16 protein-coding genes, 1 tRNA gene and 2 pseudogenes are annotated in these 24,937 nt (G+C 45.0%); 15 read left to right on the plus strand and 4 right to left on the minus strand.

Going from position 1 to position 24,937, the window contains the following annotated elements; translation table 11 throughout:
* Positions 1 to 8 precede the first annotated feature (8 nt).
* From NI389_RS11630 to cysG, 4 genes and pseudogenes are all read right to left on the minus strand, one after another.
* Positions 9 to 1,732 (minus strand): annotated as a pseudogene (locus tag NI389_RS11630) (SLC13 family permease).
* Between the two features lie 36 nt (positions 1,733 to 1,768).
* On the minus strand, positions 1,769 to 3,181 hold the full coding sequence (gene cysN / locus NI389_RS11635; RefSeq protein ID WP_308360071.1) for a sulfate adenylyltransferase subunit CysN: 1,413 nt from the start codon (positions 3,179 to 3,181) through the stop codon (positions 1,769 to 1,771).
* Positions 3,181 to 4,080, minus strand: a complete 900-nt coding sequence (gene cysD / locus NI389_RS11640; protein ID WP_208842196.1) for a sulfate adenylyltransferase subunit CysD — start codon at positions 4,078 to 4,080, stop codon at positions 3,181 to 3,183. The genes cysN and cysD overlap by 1 nt, the downstream gene beginning before the upstream one ends.
* A 32-nt stretch (positions 4,081 to 4,112) precedes the next feature.
* Positions 4,113 to 5,554, minus strand: a pseudogene (gene cysG, locus NI389_RS11645) (siroheme synthase CysG).
* Positions 5,555 to 5,956: 402 nt separating this feature from the next.
* Here cysG and deoC point away from each other — a divergent pair.
* The 15 genes from deoC to tuf all read left to right on the plus strand — a co-directional run bounded on the left by deoC (position 5,957) and on the right by tuf (position 24,422).
* Positions 5,957 to 6,706 (plus strand): deoxyribose-phosphate aldolase, encoded by a 750-nt coding sequence (deoC, locus tag NI389_RS11650; protein WP_308360072.1) that lies wholly within the window; start codon positions 5,957 to 5,959, stop codon positions 6,704 to 6,706.
* A gap of 62 nt (positions 6,707 to 6,768) precedes the next feature.
* Positions 6,769 to 7,212, plus strand: a complete 444-nt coding sequence (locus tag NI389_RS11655; protein ID WP_308362549.1) for a hypothetical protein — start codon at positions 6,769 to 6,771, stop codon at positions 7,210 to 7,212.
* A 291-nt stretch (positions 7,213 to 7,503) separates the two neighbouring features.
* Positions 7,504 to 7,580, plus strand: a tRNA-Trp gene (locus tag NI389_RS11660).
* 129 nt (positions 7,581 to 7,709) lie between these two features.
* Positions 7,710 to 8,087, plus strand: coding sequence for a preprotein translocase subunit SecE (gene secE / locus NI389_RS11665; RefSeq protein WP_208842199.1), 378 nt, complete (start codon positions 7,710 to 7,712; stop codon positions 8,085 to 8,087).
* A 4-nt stretch (positions 8,088 to 8,091) separates the two neighbouring features.
* Positions 8,092 to 8,649, plus strand: coding sequence for a transcription termination/antitermination protein NusG (nusG, locus tag NI389_RS11670; protein WP_208842200.1), 558 nt, complete (start codon positions 8,092 to 8,094; stop codon positions 8,647 to 8,649).
* A gap of 173 nt (positions 8,650 to 8,822) precedes the next feature.
* A complete protein-coding gene (gene rplK / locus NI389_RS11675) occupies positions 8,823 to 9,251 on the plus strand; it encodes a 50S ribosomal protein L11 (protein WP_308360074.1) in 429 nt (142 codons plus the stop codon).
* Between the two features lie 4 nt (positions 9,252 to 9,255).
* Positions 9,256 to 9,957 carry a 50S ribosomal protein L1 gene (gene rplA, locus NI389_RS11680; protein WP_308360075.1) on the plus strand — a complete coding sequence of 234 codons (702 nt, stop codon included), beginning with the start codon at positions 9,256 to 9,258 and terminating at the stop codon, positions 9,955 to 9,957.
* 305 nt (positions 9,958 to 10,262) lie between these two features.
* Positions 10,263 to 10,757, plus strand: a complete 495-nt coding sequence (rplJ, locus tag NI389_RS11685) for a 50S ribosomal protein L10 (RefSeq protein WP_208842203.1) — start codon at positions 10,263 to 10,265, stop codon at positions 10,755 to 10,757.
* 72 nt (positions 10,758 to 10,829) lie between these two features.
* A complete protein-coding gene (rplL, locus tag NI389_RS11690; protein ID WP_208842204.1) occupies positions 10,830 to 11,192 on the plus strand; it encodes a 50S ribosomal protein L7/L12 in 363 nt (120 codons plus the stop codon).
* A gap of 276 nt (positions 11,193 to 11,468) precedes the next feature.
* On the plus strand, positions 11,469 to 15,494 hold the full coding sequence (gene rpoB / locus NI389_RS11695) for a DNA-directed RNA polymerase subunit beta (protein WP_208842205.1): 4,026 nt from the start codon (positions 11,469 to 11,471) through the stop codon (positions 15,492 to 15,494).
* A gap of 89 nt (positions 15,495 to 15,583) precedes the next feature.
* Entirely contained in the window at positions 15,584 to 19,765 is a 4,182-nt protein-coding gene (gene rpoC / locus NI389_RS11700; protein ID WP_308360076.1) for a DNA-directed RNA polymerase subunit beta', read from the plus strand.
* A 326-nt stretch (positions 19,766 to 20,091) separates the two neighbouring features.
* Entirely contained in the window at positions 20,092 to 20,466 is a 375-nt protein-coding gene (gene rpsL, locus NI389_RS11705; protein WP_208842207.1) for a 30S ribosomal protein S12, read from the plus strand.
* Positions 20,467 to 20,566: 100 nt separating this feature from the next.
* Positions 20,567 to 21,037, plus strand: coding sequence for a 30S ribosomal protein S7 (gene rpsG, locus NI389_RS11710; protein ID WP_040649843.1), 471 nt, complete (start codon positions 20,567 to 20,569; stop codon positions 21,035 to 21,037).
* 27 nt (positions 21,038 to 21,064) lie between these two features.
* Positions 21,065 to 23,179 (plus strand): elongation factor G, encoded by a 2,115-nt coding sequence (gene fusA, locus NI389_RS11715; RefSeq protein WP_308360077.1) that lies wholly within the window; start codon positions 21,065 to 21,067, stop codon positions 23,177 to 23,179.
* A gap of 58 nt (positions 23,180 to 23,237) precedes the next feature.
* Complete coding sequence (tuf, locus tag NI389_RS11720) at positions 23,238 to 24,422, plus strand: elongation factor Tu (RefSeq protein WP_308359513.1); 1,185 nt, start codon at positions 23,238 to 23,240, stop codon at positions 24,420 to 24,422.
* The last annotated feature ends 515 nt before the right edge of the window (positions 24,423 to 24,937 follow it).

Genomic DNA, 24,937 nt, shown 5'->3' on the forward strand with positions numbered 1-24,937 from the left:
GGGCCTCGTTAAAAAGGAAAGACTTGAGGTATAAGGGTCAGAACGGTAATGGAGTAGATCACCGATAGAGGCAAGCCCATCGTAACGTAATCACGAATACGGTAGTTGCCTGCGCTATATACCATGAGGTTAGTTTGATAACCAAATGGTGAAATGAAACTAGCGGATGCGCCAAACGCAACGGCCATAACAAACGGCATTGGATTCACGTTGAACCCAATCGCTAACGCATAAGCAACAGGAAAAGAAAGTGCTGCGGCAGCGTTATTCGTAATGAGTTCAGTGAATAAAACGGTCATTAGGAAGATAGCGATAAAGGCGCCATATGGGCCAAAATCACCCAATACTGCAAATAAGCCTGCCGAAATTTGTGCCGCAAGGCCAGTTTCTATCATCAATTTAGCAAGGCCAATCGCACTGCCTACCACCGCTAATAATTCGACAGGGAAGCGACGCTTCATTTCATTTACCTTGATCATGCCCGTCACCAAAAACACAACGAGTAAGACGAGTAAACCTTTAACCAGAGGTAGCACGTTAAATATCGATAGACCTAATACGGCAACGAAACTGCCCAGTACTAAGTTCGACTGCTTTGGCGCGAGATGAGTTTGCAGGTCTAGACCCGAGATATAGACAAACTCACGTTTCAAATTAGGTAATTCGTAGAACTCGCTACTTGGTGCAAGAATAAGAGAATCGCCGGCTTGGAGCTGAACCTTACCAAGCCCGCCTTGGAGCCTGTCGTGGCCACGGCGTATCGCAATAACGGCCGCGTGGAATTGCTCTCGAAAACGCGCTTCTTTCACTGTTTTACCAATAAACTTTGAAGATTGGCTAATAACTACTTCGACAAGGTGGTTTACGTCTTTTTCGTGTTTATCGTGAACTACTTTCAGCCCATCGAAGCGCTGAAGTAAGGGGACGGACTGGATGTCACCCACGAAAAGCAGTATGTCGCCCTCAAGTACTTCTTGTTGAGGTGTCACGGCGACGATGCGACGTTCGCCGCGAATAATTTCGGCAAGAAACAGCGCTTTTAAATCACGAAGTCCGTTTTCTTCTACAGTGCGACCAATGAGTTTCGAACCTGACTGTACTTTACCTTCGAGGTAAAACGGCACGACTTCGTTATTTTTTTCCCATTGTCTGGCAGGTATTTGAGCAACAAGACTATTGTTGTTAAGCCAACGCCAAGTGCCCCTAAACCGACTAAGGTAAAATCAAAAAATCCGATTGGAGCCATACCCGCTTCAACAGCAAAGCCATTGACAATTAAGTTGGTGGACGTGCCTATGAGGGTCAAAGTACCACCTAAAATGGCGGTGTAAGACAGCGGCAACAACAATTTCGAAGGGCTGTGCTTGGGACTTTCTTTAACCGCACTGATAAGCGATGCAACAACGGCAGTGTTGTTTGTAAACGACGAAAGAAATGCCGTCGATAAACCCAGCTTTAACACGGAGCGCGTTAAACTGCCATTCGCCAAACTCTTTGCCAAGTATTGAATGAGCGTGGTTTTCTCAACCGCAATGGAGATTAAGATCAATAATACGAGGGTGATGAGCGATGGATTCGCATAATTCGTCAGCATATGTTCCAGTTCAATGAGACCAGTTACATACGCAGTGGTAATGGCACCAACGAACAACCACGCGGGATTAAGTCGAGTGCCAAATAGACACCCGACGAGTACCAACATAATGCCTGTTAAGATCCACTGCTCGAACATAAATTTCTTTTTCCTTTAAACAGGCATTATCTCAGGTTACAGCTTAGAAATATCAAGCGCTTGCCAATGTGGAAAGTGCTTACGTACGAGTGCGTTGAACTCTACTTCAAATTCACTGTACTGACTTGTTTTGGTTTCACTCGTTGAAAGTACATTTTCGACCATGCCGGCTCCAACGGTTAAGTTGGTTAGACGGTCAACGAGAATAAATGCCCCCATTTCACGGTTATTGCGATACAAATCAACCACGACTGATTCGGTCAATTCGAGCGTAACAATGGCGATTTCATTCAGTTGCAACTCAGTCGCTTCACCGTGCTCAAGTGTATTCACATCAATGGTGTTATCGATTTTGCGCACAATAGCTGCTGTTCGCTTGCTGGCTAACTTGAAGTTGTAGGTTTTACCTATTACTAGCGGGGCATCGTGCATCCAAACTAATTTTGCTTGGATTTGATTGCTTACTTGTGCCGCTGACTCTGCAGGCACAATAACATCACCACGACTAATATCAATTTCGTCGTTCAACGTGAGTGTCACCGCTTGTCCCGTTTCTACTTGCTCTAAATTACCATCGAACGTCACAATCTCTTTGATTGCTGAACGCTTGCCAGACGGCAATACTTTAACTGCTTGGCCTTGGCTTAATGACCCTGAAGTCAACGTGCCTTGGAAACCGCGAAAATCGAGGTTTGGACGGCTTACGTACTGAACAGGAAAACGCGCTTCAAAGTCGTTGTTCGCTTCAGCTGCCGGAGAGTCTTCTAACAATTCAAGCAGCGGCTTGTCGGTGTAATATGGTGTCTGCTCAGAACGAGAGACCACGTTGTCGCCTTTTAACGCTGATATTGGTACAAATTTGATATGCTTGACGTTTAGCTGAGCGGCAAACTTTAGGTAATCTGCTTTGATGCGCTCGTAGACCACTTCGTCAAAGCCCACAATATCCATCTTGTTGATTGCAACAACGAATTGTGTAATGCCTAACGAGTCGCAGATAAAGCTGTGACGCTTAGTTTGCACCTGCACACCGTAACGCGCATCAACAAGAATAATAGCAAGATCCGATGTGGATGCACCCGTGACCATGTTGCGCGTATACTGTTCGTGCCCTGGTGTATCCGCGATGATAAATTTACGCTTGGCTGTTGAAAAGTAACGATACGCAACGTCAATTGTGATCCCTTGCTCGCGCTCGGCTTGAAGGCCATCCACAAGCAATGCTAAATCGAGTTCTTCACCAGCATTACCCACTTTTTCATTGTCGCGATGCAAAGCCGCTAATTGGTCTTCATAAATTTGGTGACTGTCGTGGAGTAAACGACCAATCAAGGTAGATTTACCATCGTCAACGCTACCACAGGTCATTAAGCGTAATAGGCTCTTACTTTGTTGGCGCGATAAATAGGCGTCAATACCCAGTTCTTTAACTTCATTCGCAGTTGACATTAGAAGTAGCCCTCACGTTTTTTCTTTTCCATTGACCCAGCTGAATCATGGTCGATTACACGACCTTCACGTTCAGATGAAGTCGACAACAACATTTCCTCGATGATCCCCGTTAAGGTATCTGCTGTTGATTCAACAGCACCAGTTAACGGATAACAGCCGAGTGTACGGAAACGCACAGAGCGCATTTCTGGTACTTCCCCTTCTTCAAGCGGCATACGCTCGTCGTCGACCATAATTAGCGTACCATTGCGCTTAACAACGGGGCGCGGCTTTGATAAATAAAGAGGTACGATTTCAATGCCTTCTTGATAGATGTATTGCCATACATCCAACTCCGTCCAGTTCGACAATGGGAACACACGGATACTTTCACCAGGATTGATTTGGCTGTTGTAGTTGTTCCAAAGTTCAGGGCGCTGATTTTTCGGGTCCCAGCGGTGATGCTTATCACGGAATGAATACACACGTTCTTTTGCGCGAGATTTTTCTTCATCGCGACGTGCACCACCAAATGCCGCATCAAACCCGTATTTGTCGAGCGCTTGTTTTAAACCCTGCGTTTTCATGATGTCAGTGTGTTTAGCAGAACCGTGCACGAATGGACTAATCCCCATTGCCATGCCTTCAGGGTTCTTGTGTACGATAAGATCAAAACCATACTCTTTTGCTAAGCGGTCACGAAATTCGATCATTTCGCGGAATTTCCAATCCGTATCAACGTGCAGCAAAGGGAATGGGATTTTTCCAGGATAGAACGCTTTGCGTGCTAAGTGGAGCAATACCGAAGAGTCTTTACCAATCGAATACAACATGACTGGGTTTTCAAACTCTGCTGCGACTTCACGAATAATTCGAATACTTTCAGCTTCGAGTTGCTGAAGATGCGTTAAAGCCATTGTTCGTCGTCCTACTTCAAACTATAAAACTGTTATGCCACACGGAAGTCGGTTTGACCAACTTTCGTAATTGGTTGGGCAAAGCTTGAGACCTGCTCTGTCTTGCCAAACCACGCTAATTCTTGATGCAGTGCTGCAACTTCACCGATGATGAGTAAAGCTGGTGATTGCACTTGTTGCGCTTCAATTTCCGAAGCCATCTGTTCAAGTGTTGTTGTAAACACGCGTTGGTTTTTGCGTGTACCATTCTCGATAATCGCCACCGGGGTCGTAGCTACGCGACCATGTTCAATTAACTTAGCTTGAATGTCAGGTGATTTTACCACGCCCATATATACCGCTAAAGTTTGATTCGGTTTTGCGAGTGAAGCCCAATCAAGGTCATTGCCATTTTTTTTACAGTGACCAGTCACAAACTGAATCGCTTGTGCATGGTCTCGGTGGGTAAGGGGGATCCCAGCGTATGCGCTGCAACCCGCGGCTGCCGTAATGCCGGGCACAATTTGATATCGTACGTTATGCTTAGCAAGCTCTTGCACTTCTTCTCCACCACGGCCGTATATAAATGGGTCACCCCTTTGATACGGCAAACTTTGTTGCCTTGGCGAGCAAGGTCGACTAGTAATTTGTTCGTGTCTTCTTGTAAGACACTGTGATTGCCCATGCGTTTGCCAACACAGATTAGTTCGGCGTCTCGACGAACTAATTCCATTATCTCGTCTGAGACTAGATAGTCATAAACCACAACATCAGCTTGTTGCATTAACTGAAGCGCTTTTAACGTCAGCAATTCCGCATCACCAGGGCCTGCGCCTACGATATACACTTCACCCTCCGGTTTAGGCTCAGCTTCTAACATACATTTTAGGCGAGTTTCGGCGTCAGTTGTGTTTCCACTTTGAATGTCACTGACGACCGCTGAATCAAATACTTTTTCCCAAAACTGACGTCGGTCTGATAGTTGAGTAAAACGGCTTTTGACGGTGTTTCGAAAGCGACCAACTAACTCAGCTAACGGTCCAATATGTTGAGGAACCAAGGTTTCTAACTTTTCGCGTAAGCGGCGAGCGAGAACGGGCGCTGTGCCTGCACTCGAAATTGCAATAGTAATTGGGTTACGGTCGATAATGGATGGAAAAATAAAGCTACATTTTGGTTGGTCGTCGACCACATTAACAAAAATATTCAGTTCATCAGCGGCATTGAACACTTGCTGATTTACTATTTCATCATCGGTTGCTGCGATGACGAGCATCGCGCCATGAAGTTGTGATGCGTCGAACGTTGCTTGAATTAAAGTGATGTCGAACGATTCTTGCAAAGCGTAGACTGCTTTATCGAAGCTGGGCGCGACTAAAGTAAGGCGAGCATTCGCTTTCAATAACGCGCGAGCTTTTCGTACAGCAACTTCCCCACCCCCAATAATGACAACGGGTTTGTTATCTAATTTAGTGAATATCGGTAAGTACTGCACGATGATGTCCTCTTAACTTGACCGGCGGTCAGTTTGTAACGCGCAGGATATAATGACTGATACAGGCCAAAAAATAATAAAAACCAAGATTATATATCCAAAAGTTATAAGTGGAGGCGCTGCATGTTCGTTTCTCGACGATACAAGGACTTGCGTAAATCATAAAGGGAATTAGCTTAAAAACTGCGGCTTAGAGAGATTTGTTATGAGTTATTCGCAAAAATGACTTAAGACCTATTCACGGTGCTACTTACGTAGCAAACTGCACGCGAGAATATATTTTGAATGAAAATTGTACTGCAATGTCACAAAAGTTACGTCATTTTCCGGACATATGTCCTGTGGTTGTGAGGGAGAGATATTTTTTACTGGCGAAGTAACATTTAAAGTAGGACAAAGGCCATGGTCGAACAACGTGAAGTTGCACGTCAGGTGTTAAGTTTAATGGATTTGACGTCGCTAAATCATGATGATGATGCCAATAGCATTTCGCAATTGATTGGCAGTATTGATGCGAGTTTAGGGCTACCCGCGGCCATTTGCGTGTTTCCTGAATTTGTACAACAAGTTAAAACAACGCTCTCAGCGCTTGGGTGGACATCGATTAAGGTTGCTACGGTAACCAATTTTCCGAAAGGCGTAGAGCCGCTAGATAAAGTACTGCGAGAAACCAAGCAAGCCATAGAAGCCGGCGCAGATGAGATTGATTTGGTCATGCCGTACCAGCAATTCTTGCTCGAAGACGCTGATACACCTTGGCAATATATTAAGTCATCTAAACAACTTATTTCAGGTAAAGCCAAATTAAAGGTGATCATTGAAAGCGGAGAGCTCCGCAACTCAGCACTTATTGCAGAGGCAACGCGCCTAGCATTGCTTGCAGGAGCTGACTTTGTTAAAACCAGCACAGGGAAAGTGGCGATTAATGCTACCGAAGACGCGGCAAAAAGCATCCTGAGTGTACTTGGCAAAAGTACGAAAAGAGTTGGTTTCAAGGCATCTGGTGGTATTAAGACGCTTGAAGATGCGCGTCCGTACCTTATCCTTGCGCAAGAAACATTTGGTGTTGAAGGGGTCACTGCCGATACGGTACGATTTGGTGCATCGAGTTTGCTTCAAGATGTGTATGCTAAATTACGGTTGGAATTGTGAGCCCACTCAGAGAAAGTGAAAAAGAGAAAATTGCGCTAGAACATCAGGCCGCGAAACTATTTATGCGGCTTTACGAAAGTCAATTTAACATTCAAATCAGGCATATTTGGCATAACACTCCCGCTAAACCTGATGTGAGTTGCTACCTTGATGGTCAGCAGCTCGACCTTGAAATTGCGCACCTTTACTCCAGTGAATCCGAAGCGATGGCGGTGCTGGGACGGCCTTTGTCGCTCAATATGCAACGGGAATTGGCGTTCATGGCGCAAACACCTGACGACGAACATCTACCGACTGCTTTGTCGAGACTGCTGTCGCAAAAATACAAAAAGAAATATACCTCAGAACGCGTGTGGTTGGTGATCCGAAACGCCAGCTCATTGTGGCATCGCTCTGATCTTGAATTGGCGCTACTTCGTTTAACTACACCTAAAAATCAACCCTTCGAACAAATTTGGCTGGTGTGTGACTATTTTGGCAAAGAAGGGCTGTGTCGAATTGGTTAATTTTTTCGCTTCCCACAAAGACTGAAATTTAGCCTAAATCTAATTTTTATTCGGTATTAGGTAAGTTTCAGTATGAAAAATGTTCTTTTAGAAAGGGTGGGTTTTCAAACTACATTCTTATTTTTTTAATTAGTTATTGATTTAATTCGTGAAATTAGTAGTGTTGATGAAAATTAAAGAGTAAACCGTAGTTTCCAATTCCTTGCTGGTTAATTAGACGAGAATTACGATAACCTCGTGTTTTACTCTTGTTTTAAAAACAAGTGTCAGTATAATGAGCATCCACTTTGCAGGGGCGTAGTTCCAATTGGTAGAACAGCGGTCTCCAAAACCGATGGTTACGGGTTCGAGTCCTGTCGCCCCTGCCACTTTATTCCAGTCCAAGTCTAAAATGATGTTTGTTTTTTCTAAATAAGCGCTTATTTATAAATTTGGATTGAATGACTTACCTTGCTGTATGCAGGGTTGTTGTGTCTGTACTAAAGGTAAATAGAACTATGAGCACGAATGTAGAAACCCCGTCTAGCTCGATGGACACGGTAAAATGGTTAGTGGCAATTGCCTTGCTTTCTGGCGCAGTAGTTGGAAACTATATGTATTCTGAACTATCTGTACTAGTGCGTGCAATTGGCGTTGTAGTAGCAATTGGTGCTGCGTTAGGTGTTGCGTCTGCGACTGAAAAAGGTAAAGCCTTTATCGCGTTTGCAAAAGAAGCACGTATCGAAGTGCGCAAAGTGGTTTGGCCGACGCGTCAAGAAACAATGCACACAACGTTTATCGTGATGATTGCAACGGTTGTTATGGCGTTGATTCTTTGGGGATTAGACGGCATTTTATTCCGCATTGTTGGGTTTTTAACTGGAGTGGAGATCTGATCCCATGTCAGAAGAGAATAAAGAAAGAAAATTGCGTTGGTACGTAATTCAAGCGTTTTCTGGTTTCGAAAAACGTGTTGCTCAAACGATTATTGAGCACATTAAAATCGAGGGATTAGAAGAGTACTTCGGTGAGATTTTAGTTCCTACTGAAGAAGTGGTCGAAATGCGTGCAGGCCAAAAGCGCAAATCTGAGCGTAAATTCTTTCCAGGCTACGTGTTAGTTGAAATGGAAATGAACGATAAATCATGGCACTTAGTGAACAATACACCACGTGTTATGGGCTTTATTGGTGGTACGTCAGACAGACCTGCACCAATCAGCAAGAAAGAAGCTGATCGTATTCTTAACCGTCTTCAAGAGAACATTAACGCACCTAAGCCTGCTAAAATGTACGAGCCAGGTGAAGTGGTTCGTGTTATCGACGGTCCATTTGCTGACTTCAGCGGTGTGGTTGAAGAAGTCGATTACGAGAAGAGCCGTGTTAAGGTATCAGTACTTATTTTCGGTCGCTCAACACCAGTTGAACTTGAGTTTGGTCAAGTAGAACAAGATAAGTAATTTCTCGATTTGAGATGATTGCAAAAGGCCGCTGATTACATTATAATCAGCGGCCTTTTTACTGTTAGCGTTATACGCGACGGGTAAAAAGTTGTTTTTTAATGTAATGGGAAGCCGCTTGAGTACGCGTCCTCGCGCGCACGAGGCTAAGACCCACTAAATGAGGTATTATCATGGCTAAGAAAGTTGAAGCTATTATCAAGCTACAAGTTGCCGCTGGTATGGCTAACCCAAGTCCACCAGTAGGTCCTGCACTAGGTCAACGTGGTGTGAACATCATGGAATTCTGTAAAGCGTTCAACGCACGTACAGAAGCTATGGAAAAAGGCGCACCAGTTCCAGTTGTAATCGAAGTGTACGGTGACCGTTCATTTACATTCTCTATGAAGACTCCTCCAGCGTCTTACCTTCTTAAGAAGGCTGCTGGCATCAAGTCTGGTTCTAAGCGTCCAAACACTGAGAAAGTGGGTACAGTTACACGTGCTCAACTTGAAGAGATCGTAGCGACTAAACGTCCAGATCTAACAGCTGCTGATCTTGACGCAGCGGTACGCACGATCGCAGGTTCTGCACGTGCAATGGGCTTGAACGTAGAGGACTAATAGAATGGCTAAATTAACTAAGCGTATGCGCACAATCCGTGAAAAGGTTGATGCGACTAAAGATTACGAAATCAACGAAGCGGTAGCTCTTCTTAAAGAACTTGCGACTGCTAAATTCGTTGAGAGTGTTGACGTTGCTGTTAACCTTGGTATTGATGCTCGTAAATCTGACCAAAACGTTCGTGGTGCTACAGTTCTTCCTAACGGTACAGGCCGTGACGTACGCGTTGCAGTGTTCACTCAAGGTGCTAACGCTGACGCGGCGAAAGAAGCTGGTGCTGAATTCGTTGGTATGGAAGACCTTGCTGAACTAGTTAAGAAAGGCGAAATGAACTTCGACGTAGTTGTTGCTTCTCCAGATGCAATGCGCGTTGTTGGTCAACTAGGTCAAATCCTAGGCCCACGTGGTCTAATGCCAAACCCTAAAACTGGTACTGTAACGCCTAACGTTGCAGAAGCAGTTAAAAATGCGAAGGCAGGTCAGGTTCGTTACCGTAACGATAAGAATGGTATCATCCATACTACTATCGGTAAGGTTGACTTCACTGCTGAGCAACTTCAACAAAACCTTGAGTCACTAATCGTTGCGCTTAAGAAGGCTAAGCCTGCTCAAGCAAAAGGTACTTACGTTAAGAAAGTAACTATCTCTACAACGATGGGTGCTGGTGTTTCTGTTGACCAAAACTCTCTAAACGCTCAAGTATAATTTGAGTGTTTACATGGCGCGAAATTTGAACTATAATTTTGCGCCATTTTGTTGAGAAAGTAATTTCCAACAAAGACCAAATTCGGGTTGAAGCGCATAATGTCGGAAGCTAGTATATAGTGATTCGATACATTGCGTTTCCGTCCAAGACCGTAGGAGGCTTTGCCTTAATCTTTATCCTACGTAGACGGTGTGAATCCCAGCTAGATTTCCTAATCTTCTGGTTCTCGCCGTAAAAAGCACTCTGCTTCGGTAGAGTAAAGTAGAACTGGGAAGTATTTCCCTATAAACCAGGAGTAACACCCATGGCTTTAAATCTTCAAGACAAAAAAGCAATTGTTGCTGAAGTCAACGAAGCTGCCACTGGTGCTCTTTCTGCAGTTGTTGCAGATTCTCGTGGTGTGACAGTTGATGCTATCACTGCACTTCGTAAAGAAGCACGTGAAGCGGGTGTATGGATGAAAGTTGTCCGTAATACACTTGCTCGCCGCGCAGTTGAAGGTACTAACTTCGAATGTCTTAACGATGCACTTGTTGGCCCAAGCCTAATTGCGTTTTCTAATGAGCACCCAGGTGCTGCAGCGCGTCTTTTCACAGACTTCGCTAAGAAAAACAAAGCGTTTGAGCTTAAAACAGCTGCGTTTGAAGGCAACATCGTTGACGTAAGCATCCTAGCGAAGCTTCCAACATACGACGAAGCGATTGCACGCCTAATGAGCACTATGAAAGAAGCTGCGGCTGGTAAATTGTGTAAAACAATTGAAGCTGTACGCGTACAAAAAGCTGAGCAAGCTGCTTAATTTTAAGCCTTCACTCACTTTTTAGAATCAAATTTTAGAACCTATGGGTTCATAATTAATTAGGAAATGAAAATGTCTGTAACTAAAGACCAAATCCTTGACGCTATTGCAGCAATGTCTGTAATGGAAGTTGTTGAACTAGTTGAAGCAATGGAAGAGAAATTCGGCGTAACTGCAGCTGCTGCTGTTGTTGCTGCTGGTCCAGTTGAAGCTGCTGAAGAAAAGACAGAGTTTGACGTAGTTCTTACTGCTGCTGGCGCTAACAAAGTTGCTGCTATCAAAGCAGTACGTGGCGCAACTGGTCTTGGCCTTAAAGAAGCTAAAGAGCTTGTTGAGTCAGCTCCAGCTGTACTTAAAGAAGGCATCTCTAAGCCAGAAGCTGAAGCGCTTAAGAAAGAACTTGAAGAAGCAGGTGCTTCTGTTGAGATCAAGTAATCTAGCGGTAGCTAGGTTCGCTGCCTGAGAAATCAGGCATGGGCTGGTGATTCTTTAATCACCGGCCTTTTTGCGCTATAGCGCGACGCATTTCAAAAATGTGGTCAAAACGCTAAATTTCACTATTATTTTCAACTGGTTAGGCTCTTTTGTCTCAGGGGAAATAGCAGTGGCATTTAGAACAACACTCTAAATGTTGTATTCATGGCTTAGATGCCTGTTATGTCTGTTCTACCCGAACAGGTTGGGTCAAAGATCAGCAAGCTGAGGAACCCCATGGCTTACTCTTATCTTGAAAAGAAACGTATCCGTAAGGATTTTGGCAAACGTCCACAAGTTTTGGACATACCGTTCTTGCTGTCAATGCAGTTGGAATCGTATAAAAAATTCTTAGCAGCGGACCCTGATGGTGATCACGGATTGGAAGCAGCTTTCCGTTCAGTGTTCCCTATCAAGAGCTACTCAGGTAATGCTGAGCTCCAGTACGTAAGTTATCGTATTGGCGAGCCGGTGTTCGATGTGAAAGAATGTCAAATTCGCGGTGTTACATACGCAGCGCCATTGCGTGTAAAGTTGCGTCTAGTCCTTATGGACAAAGAAGCACCAGGCACAGTGAAAGACATTAAAGAACAAGAAGTGTATATGGGCGAAATTCCGCTCATGACCGACACTGGTACTTTCGTTATCAACGGAACGGAGCGTGTAATCGTTTCTCAGTTGCACCGTAGCCCTGGTGTGTTCTTCGATAACGACCGTGGTAAATCGCACTCGTCAGGCAAAGTTCTGTATAACGCGCGCGTAATTCCTTACCGTGGTTCATGGTTAGACTTCGAATTCGACGTAAAAGATAACCTTTACGTTCGTATCGACCGTCGCCGTAAATTACCAGCTTCTATCATTCTTCGTGCTCTTGAGTTCACTACTGAAGAAGTACTAGCGCTATTCTTCGAAACAACAACGTTCGAAGTTCAAGGCGGTAAGGTAATGATGGAACTTGTTCCATCACGTTTACGTGGTGAAACAGCTGTTTTTGATATTAAAGATCCGTCAGGTGAAGTGCTTGTAGAAGCAGGTCGCCGTATTACGGCTCGTCATATCAAGAACATCGAAAAGTTAGGTATTTCACAGTTAGAAGTTCCTCACGAATATGTTATTGGCCGTGTGCTTGCGAAAAACTACGTTGACGAGTCAACGGGTGAAATCATCGCTGAAGCAAACGCTGAGCTGTCACTAGAATTGTTAGCTGAGCTTGTAAAAGCGGGCTACACGCAAATCGCTACGTTGTACATCAACGAAGTAGACAGCGGTCCATACATGTCGGAAACGCTACGTATTGACTCAACAAACAATCGTTTAGAAGCACTTGTGGAAATTTACCGCATGATGCGCCCTGGCGAGCCACCAACGAAAGAAGCAGCAGAAGCGTTGTTTGACAACCTATTCTTCTCTGAAGAGCGCTACGATCTTTCAACGGTTGGTCGTATGAAGTTCAATAGCCGTGTAGGTTATGACACAGACGAAGGTCTAGGCACACTAAGCAAAGAAGATATCGTTTCTGTGATGAAGGTACTTATCGACATCCGTAACGGTAAAGGCGAAGTTGACGACATCGACCACTTAGGTAACCGTCGTATTCGTTCTGTTGGTGAAATGGCAGAAAACCAATTCCGCGTAGGTTTAGTACGTGTTGAACGTGCTGTACGCGAGCGTTTAAGCCTTGGCGATCTTGATGCAGTTATGCCACAAGATTTGATCAATGCGAAGCCTATTTCAGCGGCAGTTAAAGAATTCTTTGGTTCTTCTCAATTGTCACAGTTCATGGATCAAAACAACCCGCTTTCAGAAGTAACGCACAAGCGTCGTATTTCTGCATTAGGCCCGGGTGGTTTGACACGTGAGCGTGCAGGCTTCGAAGTACGTGACGTTCACGTAACGCACTACGGACGTGTATGTCCAATCGAAACGCCTGAAGGTCCAAACATCGGTCTGATCAACTCACTTTCAACGTACGCACGTACAAACGATTATGGTTTCCTAGAGACACCATACCGTAAAGTTGTTAATGGTGTTGTGAGTGACGAAGTTGATTATTTATCAGCTATCGAAGAAGGCCAATACGTTATCGCTCAGGCTAACACCACGCTGAACGACAACAATGAATTTACTGATGAGCTTATCCCATGTCGTTTCAAAGGCGAATCGACGTTTATGGGTCAAGCAGACATCCAGTATATGGACGTATCTCCACAGCAGGTTATCTCTGTGGCTGCGGCACTTATCCCATTCCTAGAACACGATGACGCTAACCGTGCATTGATGGGATCGAACATGCAACGTCAAGCTGTACCGACGCTACGCGCTGATAAGCCGTTAGTTGGTACTGGTATCGAGTTAACGCTTGCGAAAGACTCGGGTGTAACGATTGTTGCAAAACGTGGCGGTGTAGTGAAATACGCTGATGCGAGCCGTATCGTAATCAACGTAAATGACGATGAGCGCGTTCCAGGTGAAGCGGGTATCGACATCTACAACTTGACTAAGTACACACGTTCTAACCAAAACACGTGTATCAACCAAAAACCAACTGTGATGGTTGGTGAGCCGGTTGTACGTGGTGACGTACTTGCTGATGGTCCTTCAACAGACCTAGGTGACTTAGCACTTGGTCAAAACTTACGCGTGGCGTTCATGCCGTGGAATGGTTACAACTTCGAAGACTCGATTTTATTATCTGAGCGCGTAGTTGACCAAGATCGTCTAACGACTATCCACATTCAAGAACTACAGTGTATCGCTCGTGACACGAAGTTAGGCCCAGAAGAAATTACTGCGGATATTCCTAACGTCGGTGAATCTGCACTAAGCAAGCTTGACGAATCAGGCGTTGTTTACATCGGTGCGGAAGTAAAAGGCGGCGATATTCTTGTTGGTAAAGTGACACCTAAAGGTGAAACGCAACTTACTCCAGAAGAAAAGCTACTACGAGCTATCTTCGGTGAGAAAGCATCTGACGTTAAAGACAGCTCGCTACGTGTGCCAAACTCAGTTTCTGGTACCGTAATCGACGTTCAAGTATTTACCCGTGACGGCGTAGAGAAAGACAAGCGTGCGCTTGAAGTTGAAGAGATGCAGTTGCGTGAAGCGAAGAAGGACTTCAACGAAGAATTCCGTATTCTTGAAGGCGGTATCCTTGCACGTGCTCGTTCGCTACTTGTAGCAGCTGGCGTGAGTGAAGAGAAGCTTGAAGGCTTGAATGCTGAAAAACTACTAACGCAAAGCCTTGCGGATGAAGAAAAGCAAGCTGAGCTTGAGCAACTTGCTGCACAGTACGATGAAGTTAAAGCTGAGTACGACAAGAAGTTTGAAGACAAACGCCGTAAGATCACACAAGGTGATGATCTAGCACCTGGCGTATTGAAGATTGTGAAAGTTTACCTAGCGGTCAAACGTCGCATTCAACCAGGTGATAAAATGGCGGGTCGTCACGGTAACAAAGGTGTTATCTCAAACATCGTACCAATCGAAGACATGCCATACGACGAAAAAGGTCGTCCGGTAGACATCGTATTGAACCCGCTGGGCGTACCATCTCGTATGAACATCGGTCAGATCTTAGAAACGCACATGGGTCTTGCGGCACGTGGTATCGGTGAGCGTATCGAAGACATGATCAAAGAACAGGCAAAACTTGCTGAAATTCGTGACTTCTTGAAGAAAGTATACGAATTAGGTGACTGCCGTCAGAAAGTGGACATTGACACATTCTCTGACGAAGAAGTTCGCCGTTTGGCTGAGCACCTCAAAGGTGGTCTACCAATCGCAACGCCTGCGTTCGATGGTGCGAAAGAATCTGAAATTAAAGAACTTCTAGAACTTGGTGGCTACCCATCAAGCGGCCAAATCACGCTATTTGATGGTCGCACAGGTGATTCGTTTGAGCGTCCTGTAACAGTAGGTTACATGTACATGCTGAAACTTAACCACTTGGTTGATGACAAGATGCATGCGCGTTCTACTGGTTCTTACAGCCTAGTTACTCAACAGCCGTTGGGTGGTAAGGCTCAGTTCGGTGGTCAGCGTTTCGGTGAGATGGAAGTATGGGCACTTGAAGCATACGGTGCTGCTTACACGCTACAAGAAATGTTGACAGTGAAGTCGGATGACGTGAACGGTCGTACGAAGATGTATAAGAACATCGTCGATGGCAACCATAAGATGGAGCCAGGTATGCCGGAATCGTTCAACGTATTGTTGAAAGAAATCCGCTCACTCGGTATTAACATCGAGTTAGAAGAACTTTAATCCGAAACGCTTCGGCGTTTCCCGGACTGCAAGAATGAAGGGGCAAGCAGCGCTTGCCCTCAAGATTAACCTCCGACAGGAGAGCTAAGGTGAAAGACTTACTTAAGTTTCTGAAGCAACAAAACAAGACCGAAGAGTTTGATGCGATTCGCATTGGTCTTGCTTCACCTGATATGGTGCGTTCATGGTCGTATGGTGAAGTTAAGAAGCCAGAAACGATCAACTACCGTACTTTCAAGCCTGAGCGTGATGGCTTATTCTGTGCCCGTATTTTCGGCCCAGTGAAAGACTATGAGTGTTTGTGTGGTAAATACAAACGCTTGAAACACCGTGGTGTTATCTGTGAAAAGTGTGGTGTTGAAGTTACATTGACTAAAGTGCGTCGTGACCGTATGGGTCACATCGAATTGGCAAGCCCAGTTGCGCACATTTGGTTCTTAAAATCACTTCCGTCTCGTATCGGCTTGATGCTTGATATGACGTTGCGTGATATCGAACGTATTCTTTACTTTGAATCATTCGTAGTAACAGAGCCTGGTATGACGACGCTAGAGCGTGGTCAGCTGTTAACAGAAGAAGAATACCTAGACTCTCTAGAAGAGCATGGTGATGATTTTGAAGCGAAAATGGGTGCAGAAGCGATTCTAGACCTACTTCGTGAGCTTGATCTTGCACAGCTGATTGCTGAAATGCGTGAAGAGTTACCAACCGTTAACTCTGAAACCAAGCGTAAGAAAATCACTAAGCGTCTTAAGTTAATGGAATCATTCCACCAATCAGGTAACAACCCTGAGTGGATGATCATGACTGTATTACCAGTACTTCCACCAGATCTACGTCCACTAGTACCACTAGATGGCGGTCGTTTTGCGACTTCAGATCTGAATGACTTGTACCGTCGTGTAATCAACCGTAACAACCGTTTGAAGCGTCTATTAGACCTAGCTGCGCCAGATATCATCGTGCGTAACGAAAAGCGTATGTTACAAGAAGCGGTTGATGCGCTATTAGATAACGGTCGTCGCGGTCGTGCGATCACAGGTTCGAACAAGCGTCCACTTAAGTCGCTTGCAGACATGATCAAAGGTAAGCAAGGTCGTTTCCGTCAAAACTTACTTGGTAAGCGTGTTGACTACTCAGGCCGTTCTGTAATCACAGTTGGTCCATATCTGCGTCTTCACCAGTGTGGTCTTCCTAAGAAGATGGCACTTGAGCTATTTAAGCCATTCATCTACGGCAAGCTAGAGCGCCGTGGTATGGCAACAACCATCAAAGCTGCGAAGAAGATGGTTGAGCGTGAAGTTCCAGAGGTTTGGGACGTATTAGATGAAGTGATCCGTGAGCATCCAGTTCTTCTGAACCGTGCACCAACACTTCACCGTTTGGGTATCCAAGCGTTCGAACCTGTGCTAATCGAAGGTAAAGCGATCCAACTACACCCATTGGTGTGTGCGGCATACAACGCTGACTTCGACGGTGACCAAATGGCGGTACACGTACCGTTAACACTAGAAGCGCAATTAGAAGCTCGTGCTCTAATGATGTCGACAAACAACATCCTATCTCCAGCGAACGGTGAGCCAATTATCGTTCCGTCACAGGACGTTGTATTAGGTCTTTACTACATGACGCGTGATCGCATTAATGCGAAAGGCGAAGGTCTAGTATTTAAAGATCCAAAAGAAGCAGAAAAAGCATACCGTACAGGTCAAGCTGAGCTACACGCACGTGTTAAAGTTCGTATTTCTGAAGTACACATTGCTGCAGAAACACGCATCGAAACACCGGTCACTGCGGTTGTTGAAACAACAGTAGGTCGTGCGATTCTTTCGTCAATCCTTCCTAAAGGTTTGCCGTTCGAGCTTATCAACCGTGCACTAGGCAAAAAACAAATTTCTGGTCTACTAAACGAGTGTTACCGTCGCTTAGGTCTTAAAGACACAGTCGTGTTTGCTGACCAAGTTATGTACACAGGTTTCCATTACGCGATGAAGTCGGGTGTCTCTATCGGTATTAACGATATGGTTATCCCACCAACGAAAGCGTCTATCATTGAAGCTGCAGAAGCGGAAGTGGCGGAAATCAACCAACAGTTCCAATCAGGTTTGGTTACTGCGGGTGAAAAGTACAACAAAGTTATCGACATTTGGTCACGTGTTAACGAAAACTTATCACGTGAAATGATGGCTAACTTGTCAAAAGATACGGTAATCAACGCGAAAGGCGAAGAAGAAGAGCAAGCATCATTTAACTCAGTGTTTATGATGGCCGACTCAGGTGCTCGTGGTAGCGCGGCTCAGATTCGTCAGCTAGCAGGTATGCGTGGTCTAATGGCACGTCCGGATGGCTCAATCATCGAGACGCCAATCACAGCTAACTTCCGTGAAGGCCTGAACGTACTACAGTACTTCATCTCGACGCACGGTGCGCGTAAAGGTCTTGCCGATACGGCACTTAAGACAGCGAACTCGGGTTACCTAACGCGTCGTCTAGTAGACGTAGCACAAGACTTGGTAATCAATGAGACTGACTGTGGTACAACGAATGGTCTAATGATGAAGCCGCTTATTGAAGGTGGTGACGTTGTTGAGCCTTTACGTGAGCGTGTACTAGGTCGTGTTGTGGCTGAAGATGTAATGATCCCAGGCACGCAAGACGTACTTGTTGCACGTAACGTAATGCTAGACGAAAAACTGTGTGACCTTTTAGAAGAGCATTCAGTAGACGAAGTAGTTGTACGTTCTGTTATCACGTGTGAAAACGATTTTGGTGTGTGTGCACACTGTTACGGTCGTGACCTTGCTCGTGGCCACCTGATTAATGCGGGTGAAGCAGTTGGTGTTATCGCAGCTCAATCAATCGGTGAGCCGGGTACACAGCTTACGATGCGTACATTCCACATCGGTGGTGCGGCATCAAGAGCATCTGCAGAGAACAGTGTACAAGTTAAGAACAATGGTAACTTGAAGCTTCACAATGCGAAATTCGTATTGAATGCGGATGGCAAGATTGTTATTACATCACGTTCAACCGAAATCGCTGTAATTGATGACCAAGGTCGTGAGAAAGAGCGTTATAAAGTCCCTTACGGTGCGGTATTGTCAGTTAAAGACGGTGCGCAAGTTAAAGGTAATGACGTGGTAGCAACGTGGGATCCACATAGCCACCCAATCATCCTTGAACATGAATCGAAAGTCACGTTTAGCGATATCGACGATTCGAACACTGAAGCACAAACGGATGACCTAACAGGTCTAACGCGTGTGGTAGTTAAGGACCTTGCGAAAGTAAACGCGAAGGAGCCTAAGCTAATCATCGAGAACGATGTACGTGGTTTACAAGAAATCCGTCTTCCGTCATTTACGACGATCGAGATTTCTGATGGTGCAACAGCACTTCCAGGTCAAGTTCTAGCGCGTATCCCGCAGGAAGGTTCGAAAACTCGCGACATCACGGGTGGTCTACCTCGAGTTGCTGACCTCTTCGAAGCGCGTAAACCAAAAGATCCAGCTATCCTTGCTGAAGTTACAGGTACTGTAAGCTTCGGTAAAGAGACGAAGGGTAAGAAACGTTTGGTTATCACGCCTGCAGAAGGTGAAGCATACGAAGAGATGATTCCTAAGTGGCGTCAATTGAACGTATTCGAAGGTGAAACGGTAGCGCGTGGTGAAGTGATCGCAGACGGTCCAGAATCTCCACATGACATCCTACGTCTTCGTGGTGTGACTGACGTATCTAACTACATCGTAAACGAAGTACAAGAAGTATACCGTTTACAGGGTGTAAAGATTAACGATAAGCACATCGAGACTATCATTCGTCAAATGCTACGTAAGTGTTTGATTCTAGATGGTGGTGATTCAATGTTCCTTGCGGGCGAGCAAGTAGAAGTTGCACGCGTAAACATCGCTAACCGTGAACTTGAAGCACAAGGCAAGATCCCTGCTAAGTTTGAAATCCAGCTAATGGGTATCACGAAGGCATCACTTGCGACTGAATCGTTTATCTCTGCAGCGTCGTTCCAAGAAACAACGCGTGTTCTAACGGAAGCAGCGGTAAATGGTAAGAAAGACGAACTACGTGGTCTGAAAGAAAACGTAATCGTTGGTCGTTTGATCCCAGCAGGTACTGGTTTTGCTTATCACCAAGAGCGTATCAACCGTCGCAAAGAGGCTGAAGAGCCTGTTGAGCAAACGGTAAGTGCGGAAGAAGCGACTCAGGCGCTGACAGATGCACTAAACGCTGACCTTCTAGGTAGTGGTGACGAATAAGGAATAAGGCACTTGCCTTATCCTAAAAAAGCCGTGGTTTAGCCACGGCTTTTTGTTGTAAGGCCTTCCATTTTAAGTGAGAGGCCTTAATTAACAGATTTTAATGCGGTTTTCTTGTCATCAGATTGTCTTTTATTTGTTCTAAACTCCCGCTTCGCGCGTCATCTATATGGATATCGGAACTCTGAAGGATACTTTTGGTTGACAGGTTAAACTTTGGTCATTAAAATTCGGCCACCCATTTATTCGGTAAAAAAATTAATCTGAGTAAATAGGGTACGATTTCTAAATTTTTCAGTAGTAATTATTAAATCAGGAGCTATTTAATGGCAACGATTAACCAGCTAGTGCGTAAGCCACGTCGTAGCAAGGTTACTAAGAGCAACTCAGCTGCTCTTAAAGCTTGTCCACAAAAGCGTGGTGTATGTACTCGTGTATATACAACAACACCTAAGAAGCCAAACTCTGCACTACGTAAAGTAGCGCGTGTTCGTTTAACGAACGGCTTTGAAGTAACTTCATACATCGGTGGTGAAGGTCACAACTTACAAGAACACAGTGTTATTCTAATCCGTGGTGGTCGTGTTAAAGACTTACCAGGTGTGCGTTTCCACACTGTACGCGGTGCGCTTGACTGTGCTGGCGTTAGCAAGCGTATGCAAGCTCGTTCTAAGTACGGTGCTAAACGTCCTAAGGGCTAATGGTACTCCGTTAGTAAGGCCAAGCACTTAAACATTTGTAGTAAAAATTTGTTTTGGGAATTCGTGTAGAGCACGAACCTGAAGATACCGGAGATATAAAATGCCAAGAAGACGCGTAATAGGTCAACGTAAAATTCTTCCAGATCCGAAGTTCGGATCAGAACTTCTTGCTAAATTCGTTAACGTAGTAATGTTAGACGGCAAGAAATCTACTGCTGAAAAAATCGTATACGGTGCGTTAGACGTGGCTGCTGAGAAATCAGGCAAGTCGCACCTAGAAATCTTTGAATCGGCACTTGATAACGTTCGCCCACAGGTAGAGGTTAAATCTCGCCGTGTTGGTGGTTCAACATACCAAGTACCAGTTGAAGTTCGTCCAGTGCGTCGTAACGCGCTTGGCATGCGTTGGTTAGTTGAAGCTGCTCGTAAGCGTAGCGAAAAATCAATGGGCCTACGTCTTGCTCAAGAAATGCTAGATGCAGCTGACAACAAAGGCACTGCGGTTAAGAAGCGTGAAGACGTTCACCGTATGGCTGAAGCGAACAAAGCATTCGCTCACTACCGTTGGTAATCTGCCCAGAACCTTTAAGAGGATACTATGGCACGTACAACTCCTATTGAGCGCTACCGTAACATCGGTATTTGTGCTCACGTAGATGCAGGCAAAACCACTACAACAGAACGTGTTCTGTTTTACACTGGTCTTTCTCACAAGATTGGCGAAGTGCATGATGGTGCTGCAACTATGGACTGGATGGAGCAGGAGCAAGAGCGTGGTATTACTATCACGTCTGCTGCGACAACGTGTTTCTGGAAAGGTATGGATGCTCAGTTCGCTGAGCATCGCATCAACATCATCGATACTCCCGGACACGTAGACTTCACTATCGAAGTAGAACGCTCTTTGCGTGTACTAGATGGTGCTGTTGTTGTGCTATGTGCTTCATCAGGTGTACAGCCACAAACTGAAACGGTTTGGCGTCAAGCTAACAAGTATGAAGTACCACGTATGATTTTCGTCAATAAGATGGATCGTACAGGTGCGGATTTCCTTTCAGTTGTGGGTCAGGTTAAAAAGCGCCTTGGTGCTAACCCTGTGCCAATTCAGTTACCGATTGGTGCTGAAGATGAATTTAAAGGTGTGATCGACCTCGTTAAGATGAAAGCCATCAACTGGAATGAAGAAGACCAGGGGATGACATTCACTTATGAAGCGATCCCAGCAGAACTTCAAGATTTAGCGGATGAATGGCGTGCCAACTTAGTTGAAAGCGCTGCAGAAGCATCTGAAGAACTGATGGACAAATATTTAGAAGAAGGTGAGTTAAGCGAAGCAGAAATCAAAGCCGCTATCCGCCAACGTACGCTTGCGAACGAAATTGTTCCAATGACCGTTGGTAGTGCTTTCAAGAATAAAGGTGTTCAAGCTGTACTTGATGCAGTGGTTGAATATCTTCCTTCACCGACGGAAGTTAAGGCTATCGACGGTGTACTTGAAGACGGTTCTGAAGCAACGCGCCCAGCAAGTGATGATGCGCCTTTTTCGGCGTTGGCATTTAAAATTGCCACTGACCCATTTGTTGGTTCACTGACGTTCTTCCGTGTTTACTCTGGTACTGTTAAACAGGGTGACGCAGTTTATAATCCAGTTAAGTACAAAAAAGAACGTTTTGGTCGTATCGTGCAAATGCACGCTAACCATCGCGACGAAATTAAAGAAGTGCATGCAGGTGATATCGCCGCTGCGATCGGTTTGAAAGACGTGACTACAGGTGACACTTTGTGTAGCCAAGAGTCCGTTATCACGCTTGAGCGCATGGAATTCCCTGATCCTGTTATTTCTGTTGCGGTTGAACCAAAAACGATTGCTGACCAAGAGAAAATGGGTATCGCGTTAGGTAAACTAGCTGCTGAAGATCCATCTTTCCGTGTAGAAACTGATCCAGAAACTGGTCAAACGATCATTTCAGGGATGGGTGAGCTACACTTAGAAATTATCGTCGATCGCATGAAACGTGAATTTAACGTGGCATGTAACGTAGGTAAGCCTCAGGTTGCGTACCGCGAAACTATCCGTAAGTCTGTAGAGGCTGAAGGTAAGTTCGTTCGCCAATCTGGTGGTAAAGGTCAGTATGGTCATGTTTGGCTTAAACTGGAGCCGATGGACGTTTCGGATATCGAAGCACCAATCTACGAGTTTGAAAATGCTATTGTAGGTGGTACGGTTCCGAAAGAGTACATCCCTGCAGTTGATAAAGGCATTCAAGAAGCGATGCGTCAAGGTGTTCTTGCCGGTTATCCTTTATTGGGTGTTAAAGCAACGTTGTTTGATGGCTCGTTCCATGATGTGGACTCGAGTGAAATGGCGTTTAAGATTGCAGGCGCAATAGGCTTTAAGAAAGGGGCGCTTGATGCCGACCCTGTTATTCTTGAACCTATTATGAAAGTTGAAGTCATTACCCCTGAAGCAAACATGGGTGATGTAGTCGGCGATTTAAATCGTCGCCGCGGTATAATTGAGGGCATGGAAGACTCGTTTGGTGGTATGAAGCAAGTTAATGCACAAGTTCCACTTTCTGAAATGTTCGGTTATGCTACGGATCTTCGCTCTGCAACACAAGGTCGCGCGTCGTACTCAATGGAATTTTCTAAGTACGCTGAGGCCGCTAAACATGTTGCGGATACAATTATTGCAGCTCGCGCTGTGAAGTAATTTTAGTTCGGTCCGGTCGTAGGATCGGACTTTAATTTCTTTTATAGGAATTTTTAAAATGGCAAAAGAAAAGTTTGAACGTTCGAAACCGCACGTAAACGTAGGTACAATCGGCCACGTTGACCACGGTAAAACAACTCTAACTGCAGCAATCTCTACTGTTCTAGCAAAAACTTACGGTGGTCAGGCGAAAGACTTCGCGTCAATCGACAACGCACCAGAAGAGCGTGAGCGTGGTATCACAATCAATACTTCACACGTAGAATACGACACACCAGCGCGCCACTATGCGCACGTTGACTGTCCAGGACACGCTGACTACGTTAAGAACATGATCACTGGTGCTGCACAGATGGACGGCGCTATCCTAGTAGTAGCTGCGACTGACGGCCCAATGCCACAAACGCGTGAGCACATCCTACTTTCTCGTCAAGTTGGTGTACCATACATCATCGTATTCATGAACAAATGTGACATGGTTGACGACGAAGAGCTTCTAGAGCTAGTAGAGATGGAAGTTCGTGAGCTTCTTTCTGAGTACGATTTCCCAGGTGATGACCTTCCACTAATCAAAGGTTCAGCACTTCAAGCACTTCAAGGCGATGCTGCTTGGGAAGCGAAAATCATTGAGCTTGCAGAAGCACTTGATTCATACATCCCAGAGCCAGAGCGTGCAATCGATAAGCCATTCATCATGCCTATCGAAGACGTATTCTCAATCCAAGGTCGTGGTACAGTAGTAACAGGCCGTGTTGAAGCTGGTATCATCCGCATCAACGAAGAAGTTGAAATCGTAGGTATCAAAGATACAACGAAGACAACTTGTACAGGTGTTGAGATGTTCCGTAAGCTTCTAGACGAAGGTCGTGCGGGTGAGAACGTTGGTGCACTTCTACGTGGTACTAAGCGTGACGAGGTTGAGCGTGGTCAAGTACTATGTAAGCCTGGTTCAATCAAGCCACACACGAAATTCACTTCAGAAGTATACGTACTTTCGAAAGAAGAAGGTGGTCGTCATACTCCATTCTTCAAAGGCTACCGTCCACAGTTCTACTTCCGTACAACTGACGTAACTGGTAACATCGAGCTACCAGAAGGCGTAGAAATGGTAATGCCTGGTGACAACATCAAGATGACTGTTGAGCTAATCTGCCCAATCGCGATGGACGAAGGTCTACGTTTCGCGATCCGTGAAGGTGGCCGTACAGTAGGTGCTGGTGTTGTAGCTACAATCATCGAGTAATAGATTAGTCATAATCTAACTTGGTAGAAAAAGGTCGCTTAGGCGACCTTTTTTGTTATTCAGTATTTCATCGTTATTGCGCTTCCACTGAAGTCTGTCTTCCGCCACTTCAATTTGTAACAGTATAATGTTGTCTATATTAAGCTGTGTTGTTTACTGTAAAACAACTTAGAACTTTACCGGCCAAACTCCACTGACTACCTTAATTCTAAGTCTATTTTTACTATATAGTACGAAAACTGATTCGATAGATGATCATTACCCTTATTCATGTGAACGCAGTAATTGAGAAAGCTTGGTTCATTAGAGGAAATTTTGATTGTTATTTAAGCGCCAGATAAAAGGTTTAGTACGTTAATTAATCATTTTGAGTGTTTTAGCTCATTTTTCCCTCGAACGATCCATTTTTATAAGTTTTTTCAAAAAAACGCTTGATCCTTTTTTGGAACGCCCTATAATGCGACCCCACTGAGACGGACAACGGCGCTGCAAAGCAACGTACGAAGTTGAAGTTG

Source organism: Pseudoalteromonas xiamenensis (genome assembly GCF_030994125.1).
Classification (GTDB): Bacteria; Pseudomonadota; Gammaproteobacteria; order Enterobacterales; family Alteromonadaceae; genus Pseudoalteromonas; species Pseudoalteromonas xiamenensis_B.

Bases quoted from the DNA above. Each gene is read 5' to 3' on its own strand.
- cysN (WP_308360071.1), bottom strand. From the start codon at position 3,181: ATGTCAACTGCGAATGAAGTTAAAGAACTGGGTATTGACGCCTATTTA.
- cysD (WP_208842196.1), bottom strand. From the start codon at position 4,080: ATGGCTTTAACGCATCTTCAGCAACTCGAAGCTGAAAGTATTCGAATT.
- deoC (WP_308360072.1), top strand. From the start codon at position 5,957: ATGGTCGAACAACGTGAAGTTGCACGTCAGGTGTTAAGTTTAATGGAT.
- NI389_RS11655 (WP_308362549.1), top strand. From the start codon at position 6,769: ATGCGGCTTTACGAAAGTCAATTTAACATTCAAATCAGGCATATTTGG.
- secE (WP_208842199.1), top strand. From the start codon at position 7,710: ATGAGCACGAATGTAGAAACCCCGTCTAGCTCGATGGACACGGTAAAA.
- nusG (WP_208842200.1), top strand. From the start codon at position 8,092: ATGTCAGAAGAGAATAAAGAAAGAAAATTGCGTTGGTACGTAATTCAA.
- rplK (WP_308360074.1), top strand. From the start codon at position 8,823: ATGGCTAAGAAAGTTGAAGCTATTATCAAGCTACAAGTTGCCGCTGGT.
- rplA (WP_308360075.1), top strand. From the start codon at position 9,256: ATGGCTAAATTAACTAAGCGTATGCGCACAATCCGTGAAAAGGTTGAT.
- rplJ (WP_208842203.1), top strand. From the start codon at position 10,263: ATGGCTTTAAATCTTCAAGACAAAAAAGCAATTGTTGCTGAAGTCAAC.
- rplL (WP_208842204.1), top strand. From the start codon at position 10,830: ATGTCTGTAACTAAAGACCAAATCCTTGACGCTATTGCAGCAATGTCT.
- rpoB (WP_208842205.1), top strand. From the start codon at position 11,469: ATGGCTTACTCTTATCTTGAAAAGAAACGTATCCGTAAGGATTTTGGC.
- rpsL (WP_208842207.1), top strand. From the start codon at position 20,092: ATGGCAACGATTAACCAGCTAGTGCGTAAGCCACGTCGTAGCAAGGTT.
- rpsG (WP_040649843.1), top strand. From the start codon at position 20,567: ATGCCAAGAAGACGCGTAATAGGTCAACGTAAAATTCTTCCAGATCCG.
- fusA (WP_308360077.1), top strand. From the start codon at position 21,065: ATGGCACGTACAACTCCTATTGAGCGCTACCGTAACATCGGTATTTGT.
- tuf (WP_308359513.1), top strand. From the start codon at position 23,238: ATGGCAAAAGAAAAGTTTGAACGTTCGAAACCGCACGTAAACGTAGGT.